The sequence below is a fragment of the Streptomyces sp. NPDC051684 genome (assembly GCF_044453445.1).
Classification (GTDB): Bacteria; Actinomycetota; Actinomycetes; order Streptomycetales; family Streptomycetaceae; genus Streptomyces.
The window spans coordinates 301,137-320,015 of sequence record NZ_JBITCS010000002.1; the positions used below are offsets into that span (position 1 = coordinate 301,137).

Genomic DNA, 18,879 nt, shown 5'->3' on the forward strand with positions numbered 1-18,879 from the left:
CACCGCACCCGACCACGGCGAGAACTCACCCCATGCCTACCGCGCTCACCCACGACGACCCCGTACACCTCGGCCCGTTCCGCCTCGTCGCCCGCCTCGGCAGCGGCGGCATGGGCACCGTGTACGTCGCGCGGACCGCCGGCGGGCGCACCGTCGCCGTCAAGACGATGCACGCCGCGCTCGCCGCCGACCAGGCGGGACGCACCCGGTTCCGCCTGGAGATCGACGCCGCCCGCGTCATCGGCGGGCAGTTCGGGGCGAAGGTCGTCGACGCGGACCCGCTGGCCGAGACCCCGTGGCTGGCCACCGAATACGTGCTCGGGCCGCCCCTCGACGAGGCCGTCGAGGCCGGCGGGCCGATGCCCGAGACGACTGTGCGCGCGCTGGGCGCCGCCCTGTGCGGAGCGCTCGGCCAACTGCACCGCAGCGACGTCGTGCACCGCGACCTCAAGCCGTCCAACATCCTCGTCACGGCGTACGGCCCGAAGGTCATCGACTTCGGCATCGCCCGGGCCATCGGCGACGACCGCCTGACCCGCGTCGGCTCCGCCGTCGGAACCCCCGCGTTCATGTCCCCCGAGCAGGCCACCGGCCAGGAACACGGCCCTGCGGGCGACGTGTTCGCGCTCGCGGGCGTGCTGGTGTTCGCGGCCCGCGGCAGCGGCGCGTTCGGCAACGGGCAGGCCGCCGACCTGCTCTACCGCGTGCGCTACGGCGAGCCCGACCTCACGGGCGTGCCCGCGGGACTCGTCCCCGTACTGGCGCGCTGTCTCGACAAGGACCCGGCGCGGCGCCCCACCACACATGAGCTGGCCTCTCAACTCCACACCGGGGCAGGGGAGTTCGCCGACCATCTGTCCGGGGCGCTGCTCGGCGACATCGGCCGCCGGGCCACCGACGTATGGCAGCCCGCCCCGCAACGGCTGGCCGCACCCCTGACGCACACGCTCCCGCATCCCACCGCCGTGGACTCCACCGGAAACCGCCCCGTGTCCCGGCGCCGCTTCCTCGCCGCCGGCGGCGTCCTCGGCGTCGGCGCGCTCGCGGCGGGAGGCGCCCTGTGGTGGACCGGCCGCTCCTCGGAGGAGAAGAAGAAGGCGGCGGACCCCAAGGCCAGCGACACCCGCGGCCGCCGCGACCTCGACCCCCTCTGGAAGGACGAGGGCTACTTCGAGAGCAGCGTCGTCGACGGCGGGAAGTCGATGATCCCGGCCATCGTCGACGGAGTCGCCGTCGCGATGCGCGGGTACGCCCGCGGCCTCGCCGTCTCCGACGGCGCGAAGAAGTGGGACGACCACATCGGCGGCGGCTGGCAGTGGACCGCCGCGGACGGCAAGCTCTACCACCTGTCGTACAACGTCTACCAGGACGACCGGGCAGGCGCCCCCGTCACCCTCGAGACGATCGCCCCGCGCACCGGCAAGAAGATCAAGACGCTCGCCCGCCTCGCCGACACCACCGACCAGCTGGAGGGGAACCAACTCCTCTGCGTCGCCGACGACATCGCCTACGTGGTCGTCGGCAAGGGGACCGGCGAGAAGCTCGGTTACGCGAAGGCGCAGAAGTGGACGCTGCGCGCAGTGAACTGCGCGACCGGCAAGACCCTGTGGACCAAGCCGCTGCCCCGGCGCGACGACCTCGACCAGTCCATGTACATCCTCGCCGCGAAGGTGGCCGGCGGGCGCCTGGTCACGTACCAGCAGATGAAGGAGGACGAACCCCACATCGTCGTACGGAACCTGAAGACCGGCGGCGTCCTGTGGGACGTCCCGTACCTCGTCGACGACGTCGCTCCGCTGTGGGCCGGGATCGCGGCCGACGACACCCACCTCTACATCGGCGGCACCCGGCTGCGCGCCGTGCGCCTCAAGGACGGCAAGGCGCAGTGGCAGACGCCGGAGGGCCGCGCGTTCGGCCCGCCGACGCTGGACGGTGGTGTCGTGTACGCGGTGGGCGACGGTGTCGGACTCGCCGCGTACAAGGCGGGCGGCGGCGAACGGCTGTGGGTGGAGAAGGACGGCAGCGCCGACGAGCAGTCCAGGGCGTGGCGGCCGCTCGTCGGCAAGCAGTGCGCGTACTACCGCAACGGCGCGCAGTTGCACGCCGTCGACCTCAAGAGCCACGAGGTCGCGTGGACGTACAAGACGGACGGCGACCGCTTCTACGCGAACCCGGAACGCACGCGGATCCTCTCCCTGAGCGACAACGCGAAGCTCGCCGCGTACCCCATGAAGTGACACCCCCCCCACGCACGCATACGTTCCAAGACCGCCTCCCCGGCAGAAGGCCCCACATGAAACCCCTCGGCATCGGCGACCCCCTCCGCCTCGGTCCCTACCGCGTCCTCGGCGTCCTCGGCGAGGGCGGCATGGGCAAGGTGTACGTCGGTCAGGACGGCGCCGGGACGCTCGCCGCGGTCAAGGTGCTCAAGCCCGAACTCGCCCACGACACCAACCTCGCCCAGCGGTTCGTGCGCGAGGCGCAGGCCGCACAGGCCGTACGCAGCAAGGGAGTCGCGAACGTCCTCGGCGCGTGGACCGAGGGCGGCCGCCCGTGGATGGCCACCGAGTTCCTCGCGGGGCTCACCCTCGACCAGGCCGTCGAGGCGCACGGCCCGCTGCCCGAACCCACCCTCCGCGCCCTCGCGGCCTCCCTCGCGCACACCCTCGCCGACATCCACGCGGCCGGCTTCATCCACCGCGACCTCAAGCCGCCGAACATCGTGCTGACGTCGACGGGCCCGCGCATCATCGACTTCGGCATCGCCCGCCCCGAGCACGGACTGACCCTCACCACGACCGGGGAAGTGCCGGTCACCCCCGGGTACGGGGCGCCCGAGCAGGTGCTCGGCCGCCGCGTCACACCGGCCGCCGACGTCTTCTCGCTGGGCGCGGTGCTCGTGTACGCGGCCACCGGGCGGCGCGCGTTCGACGGCGGACACGTGGCGGCCGTGCAGTACGAGGTGGTGCACGGCGAGCCCCAACTCCAGGGAATCAACCCGGAGTTGCTCGCACTGATCGCCCCCTGCCTCGCGAAGGACCCCACCCACCGGCCCGTCCCCGCCCAGATCGCCGAGGCGATGCGGCCGCCCAAGGGTGCGGAGAAGACCTGGCGGCGCGGTTCCATCGCCGACGCCATCACCGAGCGGGAGACCGGGGCCAGGCATCTGGCGACCACCGTCGTGGGCGGGGTGCGGCCGCAGCAGCCCGCCATGTCGCGAAGACGCCTGCTGACGACCCTCGCCGTCGGCGGCAGCGTCGCCGCGGTCGGCGGCGGCACGGCCGCCTGGTGGTACGGCTCGCGCCCCGACAGCGCGCTGTTCGACGTCCCCGCCGCGGTCAGGACCCCCGCCCAGGCCCTGAAGCCCAAACCCGCCGACGACTACGCCGAGAGCGGCGGGTCCATGAAGCTCTGGTCCGTCACCACGGCCGACGCGACCTCGCCCGAACTGCTGCCCGTGCGCGACGTGCTGGTCTTCGCGCTCGGCTCCGGCGGCATCGGGGCGTACGGCGTCGAGAACGGCAAGCGGCGCTGGTCCGCCGCCGGACTGCGGGCCAGGTCCGGCTACGTGTCGGTGGCCGACCGGCTCGTCGTCGGCGCGGACGAACAGGGCACGCTGCACACCTTCGTACCCGCCACCGGAGCGGCGAAGTGGACGTGCGAGCAGGCCGAGGCCGAGACACTGCTCGCCGCGGGCCCCGACGCGGTCTACCTGATCACGAAGGACGACCGGCTGCGCTGCGTCAACAGCGAGGACGCCGAGGTGCGGTGGACGGTCACCGTGCCCGCGAAGTTCCGCAAGAAGCTGCACGGCCCGGCCGCCGTCGGCGGGGGCGTCCTGGCCGTCCCGTCCACCGACGGCACGGTGCTCGCGGTGCGCACCGACGACGGCCGCACGGCATGGCAGCAGAACGAGGAGTCGGAGTCCGTCGTCCGCCCCGCCATCGCCGACGGCATGGTCTACCTCAACGGCAAGACCCTGGAGGCCTACCGGCTCCGCGACGGCAACCGGGAGTGGAGCACGTTCCCGCTGGGCGGCGCCGACTCCGTGTACAGCAAGTGGGGTCCGCCCGAGGTGAAGGGAGACCGGGTGTACGCCAACGCCGTCGACGTCACCCGCTGCCACAACCGGGCCGACGGCAACCAGGAGTGGTTCGCGGTCGGCCCGTCCACGGCCAGCCGGGTGCTGACCCAGGGCACCAGCGTCTGGTCCGTCGACGACGGCGGCGGAATCGGGGAGCTCCAGCTGAAGGGCATCCCGCAGAAGGACGGCAAGAACCCCTGGACGACCAGGTACCCGCGGCCCCACTACACGCAGCTCGCCGTCGGTGGAAACCGGGTGTTCCTGCTGATGGACAGCACGGTGGAGGCGCTGTCGGTGTTCTAGGCGGCGGTAGGGTCGACGGCATCGGGTTCGTACGGGGGAGTGATCGCAGGTGCACAGCGGCAGAGGCGGGGGCGGGGGCGGCGTCCAACAGGTGGGCCCGTATCTGCTGCTCACGCCCATCGACCAGGAGGGCGGCGCGCCGGCGGCCCGCTGGATCGCCCGCACCGTCGGTGGCGACCGCACGGTCCTGCTGAGCACCCCGGCCCCCGGAGTGGACCCGAACCGATTCATGGCGGAGGCGGACGCGGCACGCTACCTGCTGGGCAGCTGGACGCTGCCGACCGTCGAACTGGCGCCGCCCGGCGGCGCGCCCTGGCACGCGCGCCCCTACGTCCCCGTACTGCCGCTGCCGATCGCCCTCGCACTCAACGGCGGCCCGCTGCCGGAGCGTACGGTCCGCGCACTCGGCGTCGCGCTCGCCGAGACCCTGTCCGTCATCCACGGCCAGAGCCTCGTCCACGCGGGGCTCTCCCCGGCGGCCGTACTGCTCTCCTTCGACGGTCCGCGCCTCGACTGCTTCGGCGCGGTACGGGCGGTGGCACCCGACGGCGCGGTGCGCCGCGACCTGCCGGGCGTCGACGCCACGGCCCTCGCGCCGGAGCAGGCGGCGGGCGGACAGCCGCGCCCGCTCGGCGACGTGTACGGACTGGGCGCGACGCTCGCGTACGCCGCGACGGGCCACACGGTGCCCGAACGGGACGAACTCCCGGCGTCGTTGCGCTCACTGGTGAGCAGATGCCTGTCGCGGGACCCGGTGCGGCGGCCCCAACTTGCCGAACTGGTAGGTGAGTTGAGCGCCGGCGGTGCGGCCCGCCCCGCCGGATTCGGCTCGACCGACCACGCCTCGACGCTCCTCACGCCCGGCTGGCTGCCGGCCCGCCTCGTCGCCGCGCTGGCGCACCAGGCGGCGTCGGTGCTGGACGCGGACATGCCGGTGCCGACGGCGCCGCCGGCGACGGGTACGTACGGCTACTAGACCTCCGCGCCACCATTGCCCGGAGCCGGCTCCAGGTCGAACTCCCCGTCCCGGGCACCGAGCACGAACGCCGTCCACTCGGCCTCGGTGTACCGCAGCACCGTCTCCGGCTCGAGGGACGACCGCATGGCCACGGCGCCGCCCGGCAACTTGGCGATCTCGACGCGCTCCTCGTCCTGCTCGGTCCCGGGCGCGCTCTCCCACGTGACGCCGGAGATGTCGAGCGCGTACAACTCGTTCTTCTCGCGCTCCTTACGGGCCTCGATCTCCTCCGGCGTCTCGCCTGTGGTCCCCACGCCGCATCAGCCCTTTCCGTTTCTCATGGCAAACAACTTCAGCTTAGCGAGAGTCGGGCGACGGCAGTCAGGAATCGGTGGGCCGCTGCGCGGCGTCCGGTGCGAGCCGTTGGACGTGACGGAGGTAGACGTCGATCGCCCGATCGGGCGGGTAGTTGGGAACGGGGGTGGTCTGCCCGGTGTCCTTGGCCACGATGAAACAGCTTCCACCTGGCGCCGCGGGGCGTGGTGTGCCGTCGGCAGGTGGAAGGGGCGGGGCCGTGGCATGGACGAGATACCCGATGGAGAACTCACGTACCCGTAGGGGCAGCGGCGTGCCGTCCGGTCTGGTCGGTCGACCGTAGGTGCGGAGAACTGTCTCCAGTGCCTCGTCGGGATTGCGGGGAGGCGTGGGGCCGTGGTTTTCAGCAGAGGTCATTTTGCTACTCCACCAGAGGGCGGGCGGGTGTCGACTGTCGGCTGGGCATACGGCTTCACGGAAGGCCGTTCCACATCTGCTCGACGATGACCGCCCACCATCGGTTGGCCCCAGCCAGGCATGCTTCATCGATGGCAGCGAGATCCCGCTGGAATTCCGCGGTGTCGACCGCGGCCTGACGAGAGTTCAGGCCGCGCCGGGCCGGCCATCGTCGGGCCAGCAGTGAAAGGCACTCGGCGAAGCGGAGGACGTCCGAGTTCACGAAAGAGGCCCATCCGGACGTCAGTTCCACGGGCCACACCTGCCCTGTGGCCTGCTCCAAACACATTTCGCGTCCGAAATCGTCCCCGAGCCGGAGATAGCCGCGCTGCTGATGGCTCTCCTGAACTTCGGCTCGGAGATCGGTTCCATTGATCTGTGCGAAGCGAGTGAGATCGCACAGCTGAGTGGTCGGGGCGGTGTCCGCGCGGAAGAAGGGGGGGAGAGCTGGTGGGCGGACCGACCGCGCACACGGCGCTCCGTGCGGTCCGGTCAGGGCCTCGACGGCTTCCGCGCACAAGGACTCCGGCATACCGAGTTCCCCCTGCGCGAGCATGATGGGGGCGGCCACCATGTCCAGCCGGTCCCGGCCCGCGCTCCGGAAGGTGACCATGTCGTGCCAAGCGTGCGCCAGGCCGCGCGGCAGCGCATCGAGGGAGTCGGGGAGCGAGGCGGCGGGGCGGGAGCGGTAGTCGCTCGCGAGCGACTCGGCGAACACAAAGTTCGGCCAGGCCTGTTCGCAGATCAACTGAGCCGTTCGCGCCTGCTGCTCCGTACTGAGTCCCTCGCCTCGGTGGTGTGCCAGCAACCGCCGAACCCAGTCGCCGAACTCGACACGGGGAGGCGCGTAGGGCGCCGCGTCCAGATCGAGTACGGCCGGGTCGGGCAGCTCGGCGGCGGCCGTCAGTGCGGCCGCCATGTCCTGAGGGAGGTCAACCAGAAGACGCACCGGGGCGCGTGACGCCGTGACGGAACGTCGCACCCGCTCTGCCGCGGTGACCAGGGGCAGCACCAGGTGCTCCAACACCTTCTCCGCTTCACCGCTGCCCCGGAGCCGGCCACTGCCGGTGATGTCCGTGAGTGCGAGGGTGAACGACCGTCCCCTGCGCTCGGCCGCGCGCCAACTCGATGAGAGGCAGCCTCCCCGGGTTCCCCGGAGGCGGTTCGCGGTCCAGCAGCAGAGCCTGCGAGAGAGTGGCGGTCAACTCGGCCGTGGTGCGCTGTCGGCAGTCGAGGGCCAGATCGATGGTCCCGACCGGCGGCAGTTCGTCGACGACGGTAGGGACGTGCTCCCGGGCGTCGGCGTCGGAAGCCATGATCGCCCAAGAAGTGAACCAGGACTTTCCACAACCTCGGGACCACGTGACGACCCGCACCGGATCCCAGGGGGCGTCCTCGGCGAGTCAGTTCACGAGCCGGGCGGCGACGGCGGCCCGACCGATCAGCGTGAATTCCGCGTCATTCCACCGCCCCGTTCGCGCTCAGTGGACCACTGAGCAGCACCGCCCCGTTCTCGTATGCGGTGTGACTCTGATCCTGTATGTGCTCCTCATTGGCCGTCGGCCAATCGAACCCAAACATCTCCAACGGCCACGCCAGCTCATCCGGCAGCATCATCGCCATGGCGGCATCTCCCCGTGTCGCCGTACACCCGCAGGGCCCCGTGTGCCTCAACAGACGTAATTTTGCGCGGAGGTTACCAATTGCACTCGAACAACAGGGCTACCACGGCACGCAGTTCGCCACGGAATGCACGAGACCCGTGACCGGGTGAGCGGTCACGGGTCTCGTCTCGTGGTCTTGCTTACTGGCGCGGAGGCCCCCACTGTGGGGGCTGTTGCTGGCCATAGGGGCCGGGCTGCTGGGGCTGGGGCGGGTAGCCGCCCTGGTGGTAGGCGGGCGGGGGCATGGTGCCGGGGGCACCGGGTCCGCCAGGCCCGCCCGGGCCGCCGCGGTTGTTCTTGTTGCGGGAGACGACGATCACGACGACCACCACCACGATGATGACGAGCGCGGCGAGGCCGATGCCGACGTAGAGGAGCATGTTGGAGCTGTCGCTGTCCGAGGAGTCGGAGGCGGCGTCGGACGAGTTGCCGGCTGCCTTGCCCTTGTCACCCGATGCCTTCGGAAGCGAGGACAGGTCCCAGGGACCGTTCGCGTCGCCCTTGGGGATGTTGGCGGTGAGGGCCTTGAGCGGGCTCAGGTCGCCATATCCGTGGTACGCGTCCGGGAGCTTCGACTTGTCGACGCCCTTGGCGATGTAGGTCGACTTGATGATGCGGTTGACCAACTGGCCGGGGGTGTAGTCCGGGAACTTCTGCTTGAGGAGGGCGAAGGTGCCGGAGGCAACCGCGGACGACATGGAGGTGCCGTCGGTGGTGAGGTAGTCGCCCTTGTGGCTGTTGCCGTCGGCGTCGTCGAAGTCGCCGTTGGACGTGGCGACGGTGATGTCCTTGCCCGGGGCGGTGAACATCAGTTGCTTGGAGTAGTTCGAGCCACCGTTGTCATCGTCCCAGCGGCTGCCGTCCTGCGTGGAGCCCCCCACCTGGGCGATACCAGGGGTGGAGCCGATGCCGCTGTTGTTCTCGACTCCGTCGTTACCGGATGCCTGGACCAGCACGACGTCGTGGGCGATTGCGTAGGCGATCGCATCCTTCGTGTCCGCGCCCGCGTAGTCGTTGGACAGGGACATGTTGATGACATCAGCACCCTGATCCACTGCGTAGCGGATCGCTTCGCCGACCGTGCACGCGACCGGCCTGGCTTCACCAATGGTCCCGCCATCCGTCTTGTAGATGTCGACGGGGAGGATCTTCGCGTCCGGGGCCATTCCGAGCATGCCCTGGCTGTTGCCGGCGCCGTGTCCGTGGCCGGCGATCAGCGAGGCCATTCCGGTGCCGTGGTCGTCGTCGACTTCTCGATTGGCGGGCTGCCCGTCCGAGCAGCGCTTACCGGCGAGCACGCTGCCGGTCAGGTCGGGGTGCTCGCCGTCCACACCGGCGTCGAGGACGGCGACGGTGACGCCCTTGCCTGTGGCGACTTTGTGGACGGCGTCGATGTCGAACGCCTTGTTCTGCCACTGTTTGTCGCGGGTCGCGTCTGCCGAGGCGGCCGATGCGGTGCCGAGCACCAGGGCTCCCACCATGGCCGCGCCGCCGATCGCGCGTAGCGTCCTGTGCGCGAAGCGCATGCTCTGACACCTTTCGTGGTGAATTCCGTGCCGATGTACGTGGGGCCCACGACCGGAATGGTCGTGGGCCCCACGAACGGTATCTGGTTACTCGATGACGGGCGGATTCGCCTTGCGGTCCTTCGGCTTCCAGGTGCTCTCGTCCTCGACGAGGTAATCGGGAAGACGACTGCCGTTCCCGCCCTCGCCACGCTGCTTTCCTGCACCGCGCCCACCGGCGGCTCCGGCGGGGCCGAAACCGTTGCGGCCGTTCTGGCCCTTGCCTGCGGCGCCGGCACCGCCCGCGCCCGCGCCACGGTTGCGGAGTCCCGAACCGCCGGGGGTGAATGCCCCGCCGGTCTTGCCCTTGGCTCCGCCGACCACGCCGCCCTTCAGGCGTGCTCCTGCGCCGTTCTTGCCGCCGAGTGCTCCCTTGCCGGCCGCGCCGCCTGCGCCGCCGCCCATGCCGCCCATACCGCGACCCGTGCCCGCGCCTCGACCCGTGCCGGCACCGGCGCCCCGGCCAGCGGCGCCCGCGCCACGTCCTGCGGCACCGCCCGCTCCGGCACCACGGGCCAGACCGGCCGCGCCGCCAGCCATGCCACCGGCGATACCACCGGCCATGCCGCCGCCGAGACCGGCTCCCGCGGCTCCGGCTCCGCCGCCGAGGCCACCGCCCGCGCCGAGGCCGGCACCCGAGCCGGCGCCGCCGCCGAGACCGGGACCGGCGCTCTCCAGACCCGTACCGATCTGGGACGCGTCCGGGAGTTCGGCGCCGGAGGCGGTCGGCGGCTTCAGGCCGTCCGATCGGAAGCCGGGGATGCCCTGGCCCGCACCGCCGCCACCGATGCCCGCGCCGCCGCTGATACCCGGGTTCGCGCCACCAGCTCCTGGCACGTTCATGTCACCGCCACCACCCGGGTTGTCGATCTTGGGCGGCTTGAACGACTCACCGGGGCCGGCGTTCTTGAGCGAAGAGGCGTTCGACTTGTAGGTCGACCCCAACGACTCCATGTGCATGGCAGCCTGGAGTGCCGCCTGCTGCTTGGCGCCCATCTTGTCGCCCCATCGATCCAAGACGTTCTTGGACGAAATGCCACTGGCCAAGTCCGCCTGGATACTGCCCTCGGAGCTTCTGACCCGCTGGTACAGCTGATAGTCGGCGTAGAGGGCAGAGGCGGGGTGGGCGATCATCTTGGCGTAGTCCGTGGCGGTCATGTTGGTGAACATGTCCGTCGCGGTGTCCCATGCCTCGTCCCACCAGCTGACGTCGATGCTCTGGATCTGGTCCTGGATCTGGTAGAGCTGGTCCGCAGAGTGGTCCATCGCGTCACCCGCCAGCTTGGCGAAGTTGCCGCCTGTCGCCATCTCCTGGCTGATCTTGTCGGCCTCTCCCATGAACTTGTCTGCGGAGGAGCCCTTCCACTTCTCCAGGACCTTCTTCACGGCGTCGTCGAACTGCTTCTTGAGGCCGCCGCTGCCGTCCGAACCCACAAGGTGCTCGTGGACCTCGGTCCAGTTCTGTGCGACTTCCTTGACGGTCTGCGGCTTGGCGTCCGCGACCATCTGCTTCAGTTTGTCGAGGTCGTTCTGGTTGAAGTGGGTGTCCCACTTCTCGCCCTGACCGCCGCCGCTCGCTCCGCCGCCGTCCTGTGCCGCGCTCACCATCTCCTCGTCCCCCTTCAGGAGTTGCGGTCGGCGACGCCGGAGCCGCCGGTTTCCTTGACGGCATTCTCCGCTTCGGCGTCCTGATACACGCCGCGGGCCTTGTCCGCCTTCTTGCCGAACTTGTCGACGAGCTTCTCGATCTTCGCGATCATGTCGACTTCGATCTTCTGCTTCATCTCACCGTGCGCGTCGTACAGCTCCTGCGCCTCGGTGAAGCCGTTCCCCAACGACCCGTTCGGCAGGTACGTCCCGTACTTCGCCTTGTCCTTCGGTCCACTCATATCGCTGAGGACCTGATTCAGCTCCTTGACCACCTGGTCAAGGGCGTCAAGATCGACCTCGTAACCATCAGCCATCGCAGGCCGCCTTCCCCGTTCTCCCCGAAATGCTGTTGTGCCGCGCGCAGTTCAGTACGCAGACAGCTTCTCTAGGATCTCTCTCCGCACACTGAACTCACAAGTCGAGCACAGGTTCCCTCACAGAACGTCCCCGCCGCGCCGCCTCACGCCCGCGCAGCGAACCGCCCCGCCGCCTCACACAACGTCCTCGCCCCGCCGCCGCAACCAGTCCCGTCGCGCCATCGCCCCGGCCGCGATCACCGCGAGGCCGATGCCGCCGCCGATCACCAGGTACGTGCCATAGCGGGAGTTGCGCTCCGCCGGGGTTTCGCCGAGGGTCAGTTTCGCGGCGGTGATCTTTTCGCCGCCGGGGCCTGCGGCCGTCGATCCCTGCAGGTCCTTGTTGGTGATCTGCTGGGCCGGCGGGGTCTCGTCCTTGATGGCGGCCACGGGGTCGATGACACCCCAGCCGATGTTGTTGTCGCGGTACGCGTGCGAGCGCGACGCCGTGTCCTCGAGGTGCCAGATGATCTGCTCGGGCGTCCACTTGGAGTGCTTCTGCTTGAGCAGGGCGGCCACCCCGGCCGCGTACGGAGCGGCGAACGACGTGCCCTGGTCGACGCACTGGCCGCCCTGCGGGACGGTCGAGACCATGTCGACGCCGGGGGCCGCGAGGTCCACGTGCTTGTTCGGCGTGGAGAACGGGGCGCGTTCGTTGTTGCGGTCGGAGGCCGCGACGGACAGCACGTTGGGGTTCGGAAGGGCCGCCGGGTAGGTGTCGGAGGCCTTGCCGGACGAGCCGCTGTTGCCGGCCGAGGCGACGATGAGGATGCCCTTGGCCTCGGCACGGTTCACCGCCGCCTGCAGGGGGGCGAGCTTGGACACGTTCGCCGTCGTGCCCTGCGAGATGTTGATGACATCGACGTCGGCCGAGACCGCGGCGTTGATGGCGTCGATCATCGTCGCCAGGTTGCCGCCCTCCTCCGCCGTGCTCGTCTGGAGGGGCAGGATCTTGGCGTCGGGGGCCAGGCCGTGGAAGCCCGAGCCGGAGATCGGGGAGGCCGCGATGATGCCGGCCACCTTCGTGCCGTGGCCGACGCCGTCGGTCGTGGCCTTGCCCTTCGCGAACGACTTGCCGCCGAGGACCTTCCCCGCCAGTTGCTCGTTCTTCGTGTCGACGCCCGTGTCGATGACGGCCACGGTCACGCCGGCACCCTGGAGCGACGTGCCCTCCCACAGCTGCTCGGGGATGACGCGTTGCAGCGACCACGGCGTGCCCTTGATGACGTTGCCGCCGAACTGGCAGTCGGTGGAGGCCAGTTGAGTCCCGTCGTCGGCGACGGCGGGCGTCGCGGTCAGGCAGGCGAGGACGGTCGTCGCCGCGAGCGTCGCGAGCGCGGCGGCCGTGCGTCGAGCGGTGACGATGGGTGCCATGGTGGGTGCCACGGTCTCTGTTCCCCCTATGAGTTCTGCGCCATGAGTTCTGCGCCGGCGATGCGGCGTCAGGAGTTCCGCGTCAGGAGTTCTGCGTCTGCTCGGCGGCCTTGGTCGTCAGGTCGGGACCGGACGGCAGGAGCTTGGACCACTGGGCCGGGACCGACACCTTGCGCGTCTTCTCGTAGCCGAGGCGGATCTGCGCCTTGCCGACCTCTTCCTTCTCCGAGCCCGACGAGTCCTTGCCGGAGTCGTTGTTGACGGGAAGGTAGTAGCGCAGGCCGGTGTCCGTGACCAGGTAGTTGAAGCCGCTGGCGGACTGGCCCTCCTCCTCCTGGTAGAGCAGGCCGCTGCCCGGGCTCACGTACGAGGATGCGCTCGACGCGACCGAGGAGATGGGCAGGGAGGAGCCGGCCCAGGCGGACAGGTTGGTCGACTTGCCGCCGTTGTAGACGGAGCAGGAGGTGTCGTTCGAGCCGCCGTTGGCGAGCGAGACGGACTGGGTGGGCCAGGTGTTGGCGCCCTGCATGGACGCGCCCCTGTCCACCGAGAACTCGGGCTCCTGGATCGTTTTCGGGGTGGAGTCGCTGAGCGTCTCCCGGAGCAGCTTCGCCTGGAAGTCGGAGACGGGGACCACCTGGTCCTGCTCGACCAGGTAGTGGTCGCCGCCGTTGGTCTTCAGGAGCGTGCCGGTGGTGCGGAATTTGGGCGGAACGCCGCTCGCGTTGGAGGTGCCGCCGTCGCCCGGCACGTACGGCAGCTTGATCGGCTGGCGGCTCTGGGCGAGCGTGGCCAGCCAGTCGTCGGTGACGGTGCGCGGCTGGGCGCTGTTGCCGAACAGGGTGCGCACGAGCGAGTCGAGGCTCCCGCCCCGGCCGGCCTCGAGCTTGTACGCCACGCCGCGGCTGCTCACCAGATACGGCGTTCTCGCCTCGTCCTGGACGTACAGCGCCTTGCCGGAGTCCAGCTTGCCGGAGCCCTTCGCCGTGACCTTCTTCGCGTCGTCCTTGTCGAGTACGAACACGGTCTGCTGCGTGGACGTGGACATCGCGTCGGCGCCGCCGATCGCCTGCTGGCACAGCGCCCACACCTTGGACGTGCCCGCGTCCTTGTCGTTCGGCATTCGGTCGGGGGCGTACGGAATTCCGACCATCGAACCCTGGGCGATATTCGATTCGTCGAGGAACTTCTCCTTGACGGTCTTCACGGAACCCTCACCGCTGTTTTTCGGGTTCAGTAGAAGCTTCGCGGACGCGAGGTTGAGGACGGGGTGCAGGACGGGCTTGTCCTTGCCGTTCTTATCCTTCTTGTCCGACTTGAGTACGACGTATCGCGTGGCCGACGGGTCCGTGACGATGATCCCGGCCTCGGGGGTGTCCCAACCCTTGGGCGCCACCGGGCTGATCATGCCGCAGGCGCCGAAGCCGGCCAGTACCACCACGGCCATGACGATGCCCGGGACCGCGTGCTTGAGCGGCCGCGGGGCGCTGTCCACCGATCCATTGGGGAGTGGCTTGAGAAAAGCGGCAACGGTCCGCTTGCGTGCGAAAGTGTAGGCATTCAGCTCATCACGACGTGATGCCATCGTTACGTTTTCTCCCCGTCTTCGCTGGACCGTGCTGGACTATTGCTGCTGGCCCACTTCTGGACCACCCCCGGCGCATGCGCCGCACGGGCCTCTACTATGCCGTGTGGTGATCGGGCCGTAGCGTACGGGTACGGTTTTTCCACGCGCCAGCCGACGTTGGGTCCCGATGGCCCGGGGCGGTCCGATTCCGACCGATTCAACCCAGCCGGCCATCACGAATCATCACAGCAGCGAGCGAAGGAGCAGGGCGGGGGATGTCCAGCGCCAGCAGGACCCGACAGCGCGGCAATCAGGGGCGACCGGCCCCGAACGGGCGCCGCGGAGGGGGCCGTTCCGGCGGTCGCCCCACCGGTCGACCGGGCGGGCAGAGCGGACGCGGCGGGCGTGGTGGCCGCCCCGCGCAGGTCGCTCCGCCGCCGCAGCAGCAGGCCGCAGGTCCGGTGCGGCCGAAGCTGCCTCGCAAGATCGGCAGCTTCGGACCGATCAGCACGCACCACTTGGTGATCATCGAGATCGCGCTGGCGCTCGTCGTGGCGGCCGCCGCGATCAAGGCCGTGCTGATCCTGCCCGCCGCCGTAGTCGGCGGGCTGCTCGTCTTCCTGCAGCTCGGCCGGCGCCGCCGCCACCCGCTGCCCGAGTGGATGGCGATCGGTCGCGCCCTCAAGCGCCGCCGCCGCGCCTTCAACGGGCCGCCGCCCGCCGACATCGACAGCGGTTTCGCGCCGCTGCTCGAAGCCGACCCGAGCCTGCGCACGTACGAGTACGAGGCCCGGGACCGGCGCCTGGTGGGCTTCGTCGGCGACGGCTCGTTCCTGACGGCACTCGTTCAGGTGGACTCCGCGCCCGGCCCGCTGCGCCCGCAGGGTGACGCGCGGCCGCTGCCCGTCGAGCTGCTGGCCGACTCCCTCGACGTCGAGGACATCCACCTCGAATCGGTGCAGTTGGTGCAGTACACCCAGCCCGCGCCCGCCCCGCACCTGCCGCCGCAGGCCCTCGCCGCGCAGGCGTACGCCGCGCTCCAGGCGCAGGCCGGCACCCCGGCGGTCCGTATGACGTGGGTGGCGCTCAAGCTCGACCCCGAGCTGTGCCCCGAGGCCGTGGAGGCCCGCGGCGGCGACCTGCGCGGTGCCCAGCGCGCGCTGCTGCGCGCCGCCGACCAGCTGATCAGCCGGCTCAACGGACAGGGCTTCGTCGCCGAGGTCCTCGACGAGAACGCCGTGCTCTCGGCGCTCTCCGTCGCGACCTGCGTCAACCCGCGCGCCAACCTCAACGCCCAGTCCCAGCAGGGCCGTTCGGGCCCGCGCACCGAGGAGAGCGTGCGCGCCTGGCGGTGCGACGACCGCTGGCACGCCTCGTACTGGATCGGCACCTGGCCGCAGCTCGGCCGCGGTGGCACGCCGCTCGGCGCGCTCGCGTCGGGCCTGTCCACGACCCGTACGCTCGCGACGACGTTCAGCGTCGCCCTCGCGCGCGCGGGCCGTGAGGACGTCGCGGTCAGCGGGCACGTGCGCCTCTCGGCGCGGAGCGAGAACGAACTCGGGCAGGCCAAGCGCGAACTCGAGCGCGCCGCCTCCGGCCTCAAGGCCGGCCTCGTCCGTCTCGACCGGGAACAGCTGCCCGGCCTCCTCGCCACCCTTCCCCTCGGAGGCACGCGCTGATGAGCACCCCCCAGGGCCCCAACGGGCAGTTGACGCCCGAGCAGCACGCGGAGCAGGAGCGCCGGGCCGCGGAGGCGGCGGAGCGGCGCAGGCAGTGGGAGGCGCAGCAGGCGGCCGCCCAGCAGCAGGGTGGGTACGGCTACCCGCAGCAGGAACAGCAGCAGGAACAGCAGCAGTTGACGCCCGAGCAGCACGCGGAGCAGGAGCGCCGGGCCGCGGAGGCGGCGGAGCGGCGCAGGCAGTGGGAGGCGCAGCAGGCCGCCGCCCAGCAGCCGGACGGATACGGTTACCCGCAACAGCAGCAGCCGGTTCCCGAGGCGGGGGGCTACGGCTACCCGCAGCAGCAGCAACAACAGCAGCAGCCCACGCCCGAGGCGGGCGGTTACGGCTATCCGCAGCAGCACCAACAGCAGCCCACCCCCGAGCAGGCGGCCCAGCAGCAGGCCGCCGCCCAGCAGCAGTCCGCCGCGGCCCAACACGCCGCGGAGCAGCAGCAGTTGCGTGCCCGCTACCAGGCGGAGCAGCGCCGCGCGGAGGAGGCCGAGGCCCGCCGCCGCGAGTGGGAGGACCAGCAGCGCCAGCAGCAGATGGCGCAGCAGCAACAGCTCGCGGCCCAGCAGCAGGCCGCCGCCCAGCAGCAGTACGCGCAGCCGCACCCGGACCAGCAGCCGCAGGACCCGTCCCAGGGCGTCGTCGGCGGCATCGCCCAGGTGCCGCAGCAGGCGGCCCCCGCCACCGGCACCACCATGACGTACGCGCCCGCGCCGGAGGTCGGCTCCGGCCGGCCCACGCACCGGGCGCTCCCCGAGGACCCCGCGCACGAGGACGACTTCGCGGAGTTCGAGGAGGAGTTCACCAGCCCCGGCTACGGGCTGCGCGGCCCGCGTCGCCGTCGGCACGTCATGTCGAAGAGGTCCCTCGGCTCGCTCGGCGTGAGCGTCGGCGACGACGGCGTCGTCATCGGCGTCGACCCGCAGGGCGCGCCCGCCGTCCTCGACGTGCTGCGGCCCAAGCCGCGCGAGATCCTCGTCGTCGGCTCGATGTGGACCGCGCAGATCATCGCGCTGCGCACCGCGGCGATCGGCGCCCGGATCGCCGTCGAGTCCGTGCGGCCCGCCGCGTGGGCGCCGATGGCGCAGGCCGCGGGCGGCGGACTGCAGTGCGTCTCGGTGTACGAGCCGCGCCAAATGGCCGCGCAGGGCGCGTCGGTCGCCAGCCCGGTCCTCGTCGTACGGGACCTGGGCGCGCAGCCCGGACGCTCCCAGATCGCTCCGACGCCCTGGCAGTCGACGCTCACCGTCGTGCCGTTCCTCGGCCCGCGCGCGCCGCGTCTGCTCGCCCGCGCCGACGTCATCGGACTGCAGAACCTCTCCCCGCAGGAGGCCGAGGTCATCGGCCGGGTGCTGCGCCTTCCCGAGCAGCTCACCCAGACGCTGCCGACGCTCAGCGACGCGACGATGCTGTGGATCGCGGGCGACAAGCGCCAGTTCGTCATGGTGCAGCCGACGGAGCCGGAGACCGGGCTGCTCGGCGGCCCGCGCCGGATGGACTGATACCCGCCGGAACCGGGCGTGGGGCCGGTGGCCCCGAAGAGGCGTGGGGTGGCCCCGTGAAGAGCGGGTACGCGACGTGTACCGACGGGTACGTGACACGTACCGCCTTTACGGGGGCCGCCCCGAACCGTTTACGCTGTCCGGACGAACGGCTGAGACGCAAGTGACGCGGGGCCGCCGCGACGGTCGGGGGGCGACGACGCGCAACCGCCAGGCCCCGCCGGACCCGGTCGTTCAGGTGCACAGCAGAGACCAGGAGGCACAGTGACCAGTGACCGGGACCAGCGGAACCCGGACCCCGGCGACGGTTCGATCGAGACGGAGCTGACGGGAGAGTTCCGGCTCGATTTCGACGCGCCGTCCTGGTACGCGCAGCCAAGCGAGTCGAGTGCGACGCCGGCGTCCGGCACGCCCGCGACGCCTCCGTCCGCCCCGGCCGCGGGCGCGACCCCGCCGCCGCCCGCGCCTCCTGCGCCGACTCCACCGCCCGAGGGCGCCGCGCAGCCGCCGGCCGCTCCGGGCTTCCCGACCTTCGGGGGCACGGGTGCGGGCGAGGCGGCACCGGCCGCGCCGCCGGCCGCTCCCGAGGCTCCGCCGGCGGCTCCGCCCGCCGCCGATGCCGACCCCGCCGCGTCGAGCCGCCGCTCCGGGGCCGTCGACCCTACGGGTGATCTGTGGGGCGACGACGATGACGATGACGCCGACGAGTCCGCGGAGCCCGCGGAGTCCGCGGCGGCGTCGGAGACCACGACGTCCGGTGACGCGCCGGACGTGAACCAGGCGGTGGCCCCGGCCAGTTCGGTCGCTCCGGCCGCGCCCGTCGCTCCGGAGGGTGCGGCTCCGGCCGCGCCGCCGCAGCCGACCGCCGGCGGTTACGGCTACCCGCAGCCCGCGCCGCAGCAGCCCGCCCCCGGTCAGCCGGCTCCGGCCGCGCCGCAGCCGCCCACGGCCGCCGGTTACGGGTATCCGCAGCCCGCTCCGCAGCAGCCGGCTCCTGGTGCGCCGCAGCCGCCCGCCGCTGGTTACGGCTATCCGCAGCCGCCGGCTCCGGGTTACGGCTACCCGCCGCAGCAGCAGCCGGGTCAGCCGCAGCCTCCGGCGCAGCCCCAGCCCCAGCCCCAGGCGCAGCCCGCTCCCGGTCAGCCGGGTCAGCCGATGCCCCCGCAGCAGCCGGGTCCGTACGGCCAGCCCGCTCCGCAACAGCCCGCTCCGCAGCAGCCGGGTCCGTACGGCTCCCCGCAGCAGCCGGGCCCCTACGGTCAGCCCGCTCCGCAGCAGCCGGCTCCTGGTGCGCCGCAGCCGCCCGCCGCTGGTTACGGCTATCCGCAGCCGCCGGCTCCGGGTTACGGCTACCC

15 protein-coding genes are annotated in these 18,879 nt (G+C 71.4%); 6 read left to right on the forward strand and 9 right to left on the reverse strand.

What is annotated here, in order from left to right; translation table 11 throughout:
- Window positions 1-32 precede the first annotated feature (32 nt).
- From ACIA8D_RS03850 to ACIA8D_RS03860, 3 genes are read left to right on the forward strand one after another with little or no spacing between them, the layout of a single operon-like run.
- Window positions 33-2,237 carry a protein kinase gene (locus ACIA8D_RS03850; protein ID WP_399228403.1) on the forward strand — a complete coding sequence of 735 codons (2,205 nt, stop codon included), beginning with the start codon at window positions 33-35 and terminating at the stop codon, window positions 2,235-2,237.
- Between the two features lie 56 nt (window positions 2,238-2,293).
- Window positions 2,294-4,387, forward strand: a complete 2,094-nt coding sequence (locus ACIA8D_RS03855) for a protein kinase (RefSeq protein WP_399228405.1) — start codon at window positions 2,294-2,296, stop codon at window positions 4,385-4,387.
- A 49-nt stretch (window positions 4,388-4,436) separates the two neighbouring features.
- Complete coding sequence (locus ACIA8D_RS03860) at window positions 4,437-5,363, forward strand: serine/threonine protein kinase (protein ID WP_399228407.1); 927 nt, start codon at window positions 4,437-4,439, stop codon at window positions 5,361-5,363.
- Here ACIA8D_RS03860 and ACIA8D_RS03865 read toward each other — a convergent pair.
- The 9 genes from ACIA8D_RS03865 to eccB all read right to left on the reverse strand — a co-directional run bounded on the left by ACIA8D_RS03865 (window position 5,360) and on the right by eccB (window position 14,310).
- Window positions 5,360-5,659 (reverse strand): DUF397 domain-containing protein, encoded by a 300-nt coding sequence (locus ACIA8D_RS03865; RefSeq protein WP_399228409.1) that lies wholly within the window; start codon window positions 5,657-5,659, stop codon window positions 5,360-5,362. The two genes, ACIA8D_RS03860 and ACIA8D_RS03865, sit on opposite strands and share 4 nt — an antisense overlap.
- Window positions 5,660-5,726: 67 nt before the next feature.
- Entirely contained in the window at window positions 5,727-5,852 is a 126-nt protein-coding gene (locus ACIA8D_RS03870) for a hypothetical protein (protein WP_399228411.1), read from the reverse strand.
- Between the two features lie 280 nt (window positions 5,853-6,132).
- Window positions 6,133-7,140, reverse strand: coding sequence for an SUKH-4 family immunity protein (locus tag ACIA8D_RS03875; RefSeq protein WP_399228414.1), 1,008 nt, complete (start codon window positions 7,138-7,140; stop codon window positions 6,133-6,135).
- 434 nt (window positions 7,141-7,574) lie between these two features.
- On the reverse strand, window positions 7,575-7,739 hold the full coding sequence (locus tag ACIA8D_RS03880; protein WP_399228415.1) for a hypothetical protein: 165 nt from the start codon (window positions 7,737-7,739) through the stop codon (window positions 7,575-7,577).
- A gap of 181 nt (window positions 7,740-7,920) precedes the next feature.
- Entirely contained in the window at window positions 7,921-9,306 is a 1,386-nt protein-coding gene (locus tag ACIA8D_RS03885; protein ID WP_399228416.1) for a S8 family serine peptidase, read from the reverse strand.
- 87 nt (window positions 9,307-9,393) lie between these two features.
- On the reverse strand, window positions 9,394-10,953 hold the full coding sequence (locus ACIA8D_RS03890; protein ID WP_399228418.1) for a hypothetical protein: 1,560 nt from the start codon (window positions 10,951-10,953) through the stop codon (window positions 9,394-9,396).
- 14 nt (window positions 10,954-10,967) lie between these two features.
- The gene (locus ACIA8D_RS03895) at window positions 10,968-11,309 is read right to left on the reverse strand and encodes a hypothetical protein (protein WP_399228420.1); all 342 of its coding nucleotides are present in this window, start codon (window positions 11,307-11,309) and stop codon (window positions 10,968-10,970) included.
- A gap of 177 nt (window positions 11,310-11,486) precedes the next feature.
- Entirely contained in the window at window positions 11,487-12,725 is a 1,239-nt protein-coding gene (gene mycP / locus ACIA8D_RS03900) for a type VII secretion-associated serine protease mycosin (protein ID WP_399228545.1), read from the reverse strand.
- Window positions 12,726-12,807: 82 nt separating this feature from the next.
- Window positions 12,808-14,310, reverse strand: a complete 1,503-nt coding sequence (gene eccB, locus ACIA8D_RS03905) for a type VII secretion protein EccB (RefSeq protein ID WP_399228422.1) — start codon at window positions 14,308-14,310, stop codon at window positions 12,808-12,810.
- A 443-nt stretch (window positions 14,311-14,753) separates the two neighbouring features.
- Here eccB and eccE point away from each other — a divergent pair, with 443 nt between their 5' ends.
- The 3 genes from eccE to ACIA8D_RS03920 form a co-directional block, all read left to right on the forward strand.
- Entirely contained in the window at window positions 14,754-15,971 is a 1,218-nt protein-coding gene (eccE, locus tag ACIA8D_RS03910; protein ID WP_399228546.1) for a type VII secretion protein EccE, read from the forward strand.
- Complete coding sequence (locus ACIA8D_RS03915) at window positions 15,971-17,524, forward strand: hypothetical protein (RefSeq protein ID WP_399228423.1); 1,554 nt, start codon at window positions 15,971-15,973, stop codon at window positions 17,522-17,524. The genes eccE and ACIA8D_RS03915 overlap by 1 nt, the downstream gene beginning before the upstream one ends.
- Before the next feature lie 264 nt (window positions 17,525-17,788).
- Window positions 17,789-18,879: SCO5717 family growth-regulating ATPase (locus tag ACIA8D_RS03920; RefSeq protein ID WP_399228424.1), on the forward strand; the 1,091-nt coding region annotated here is incomplete at its 3' end.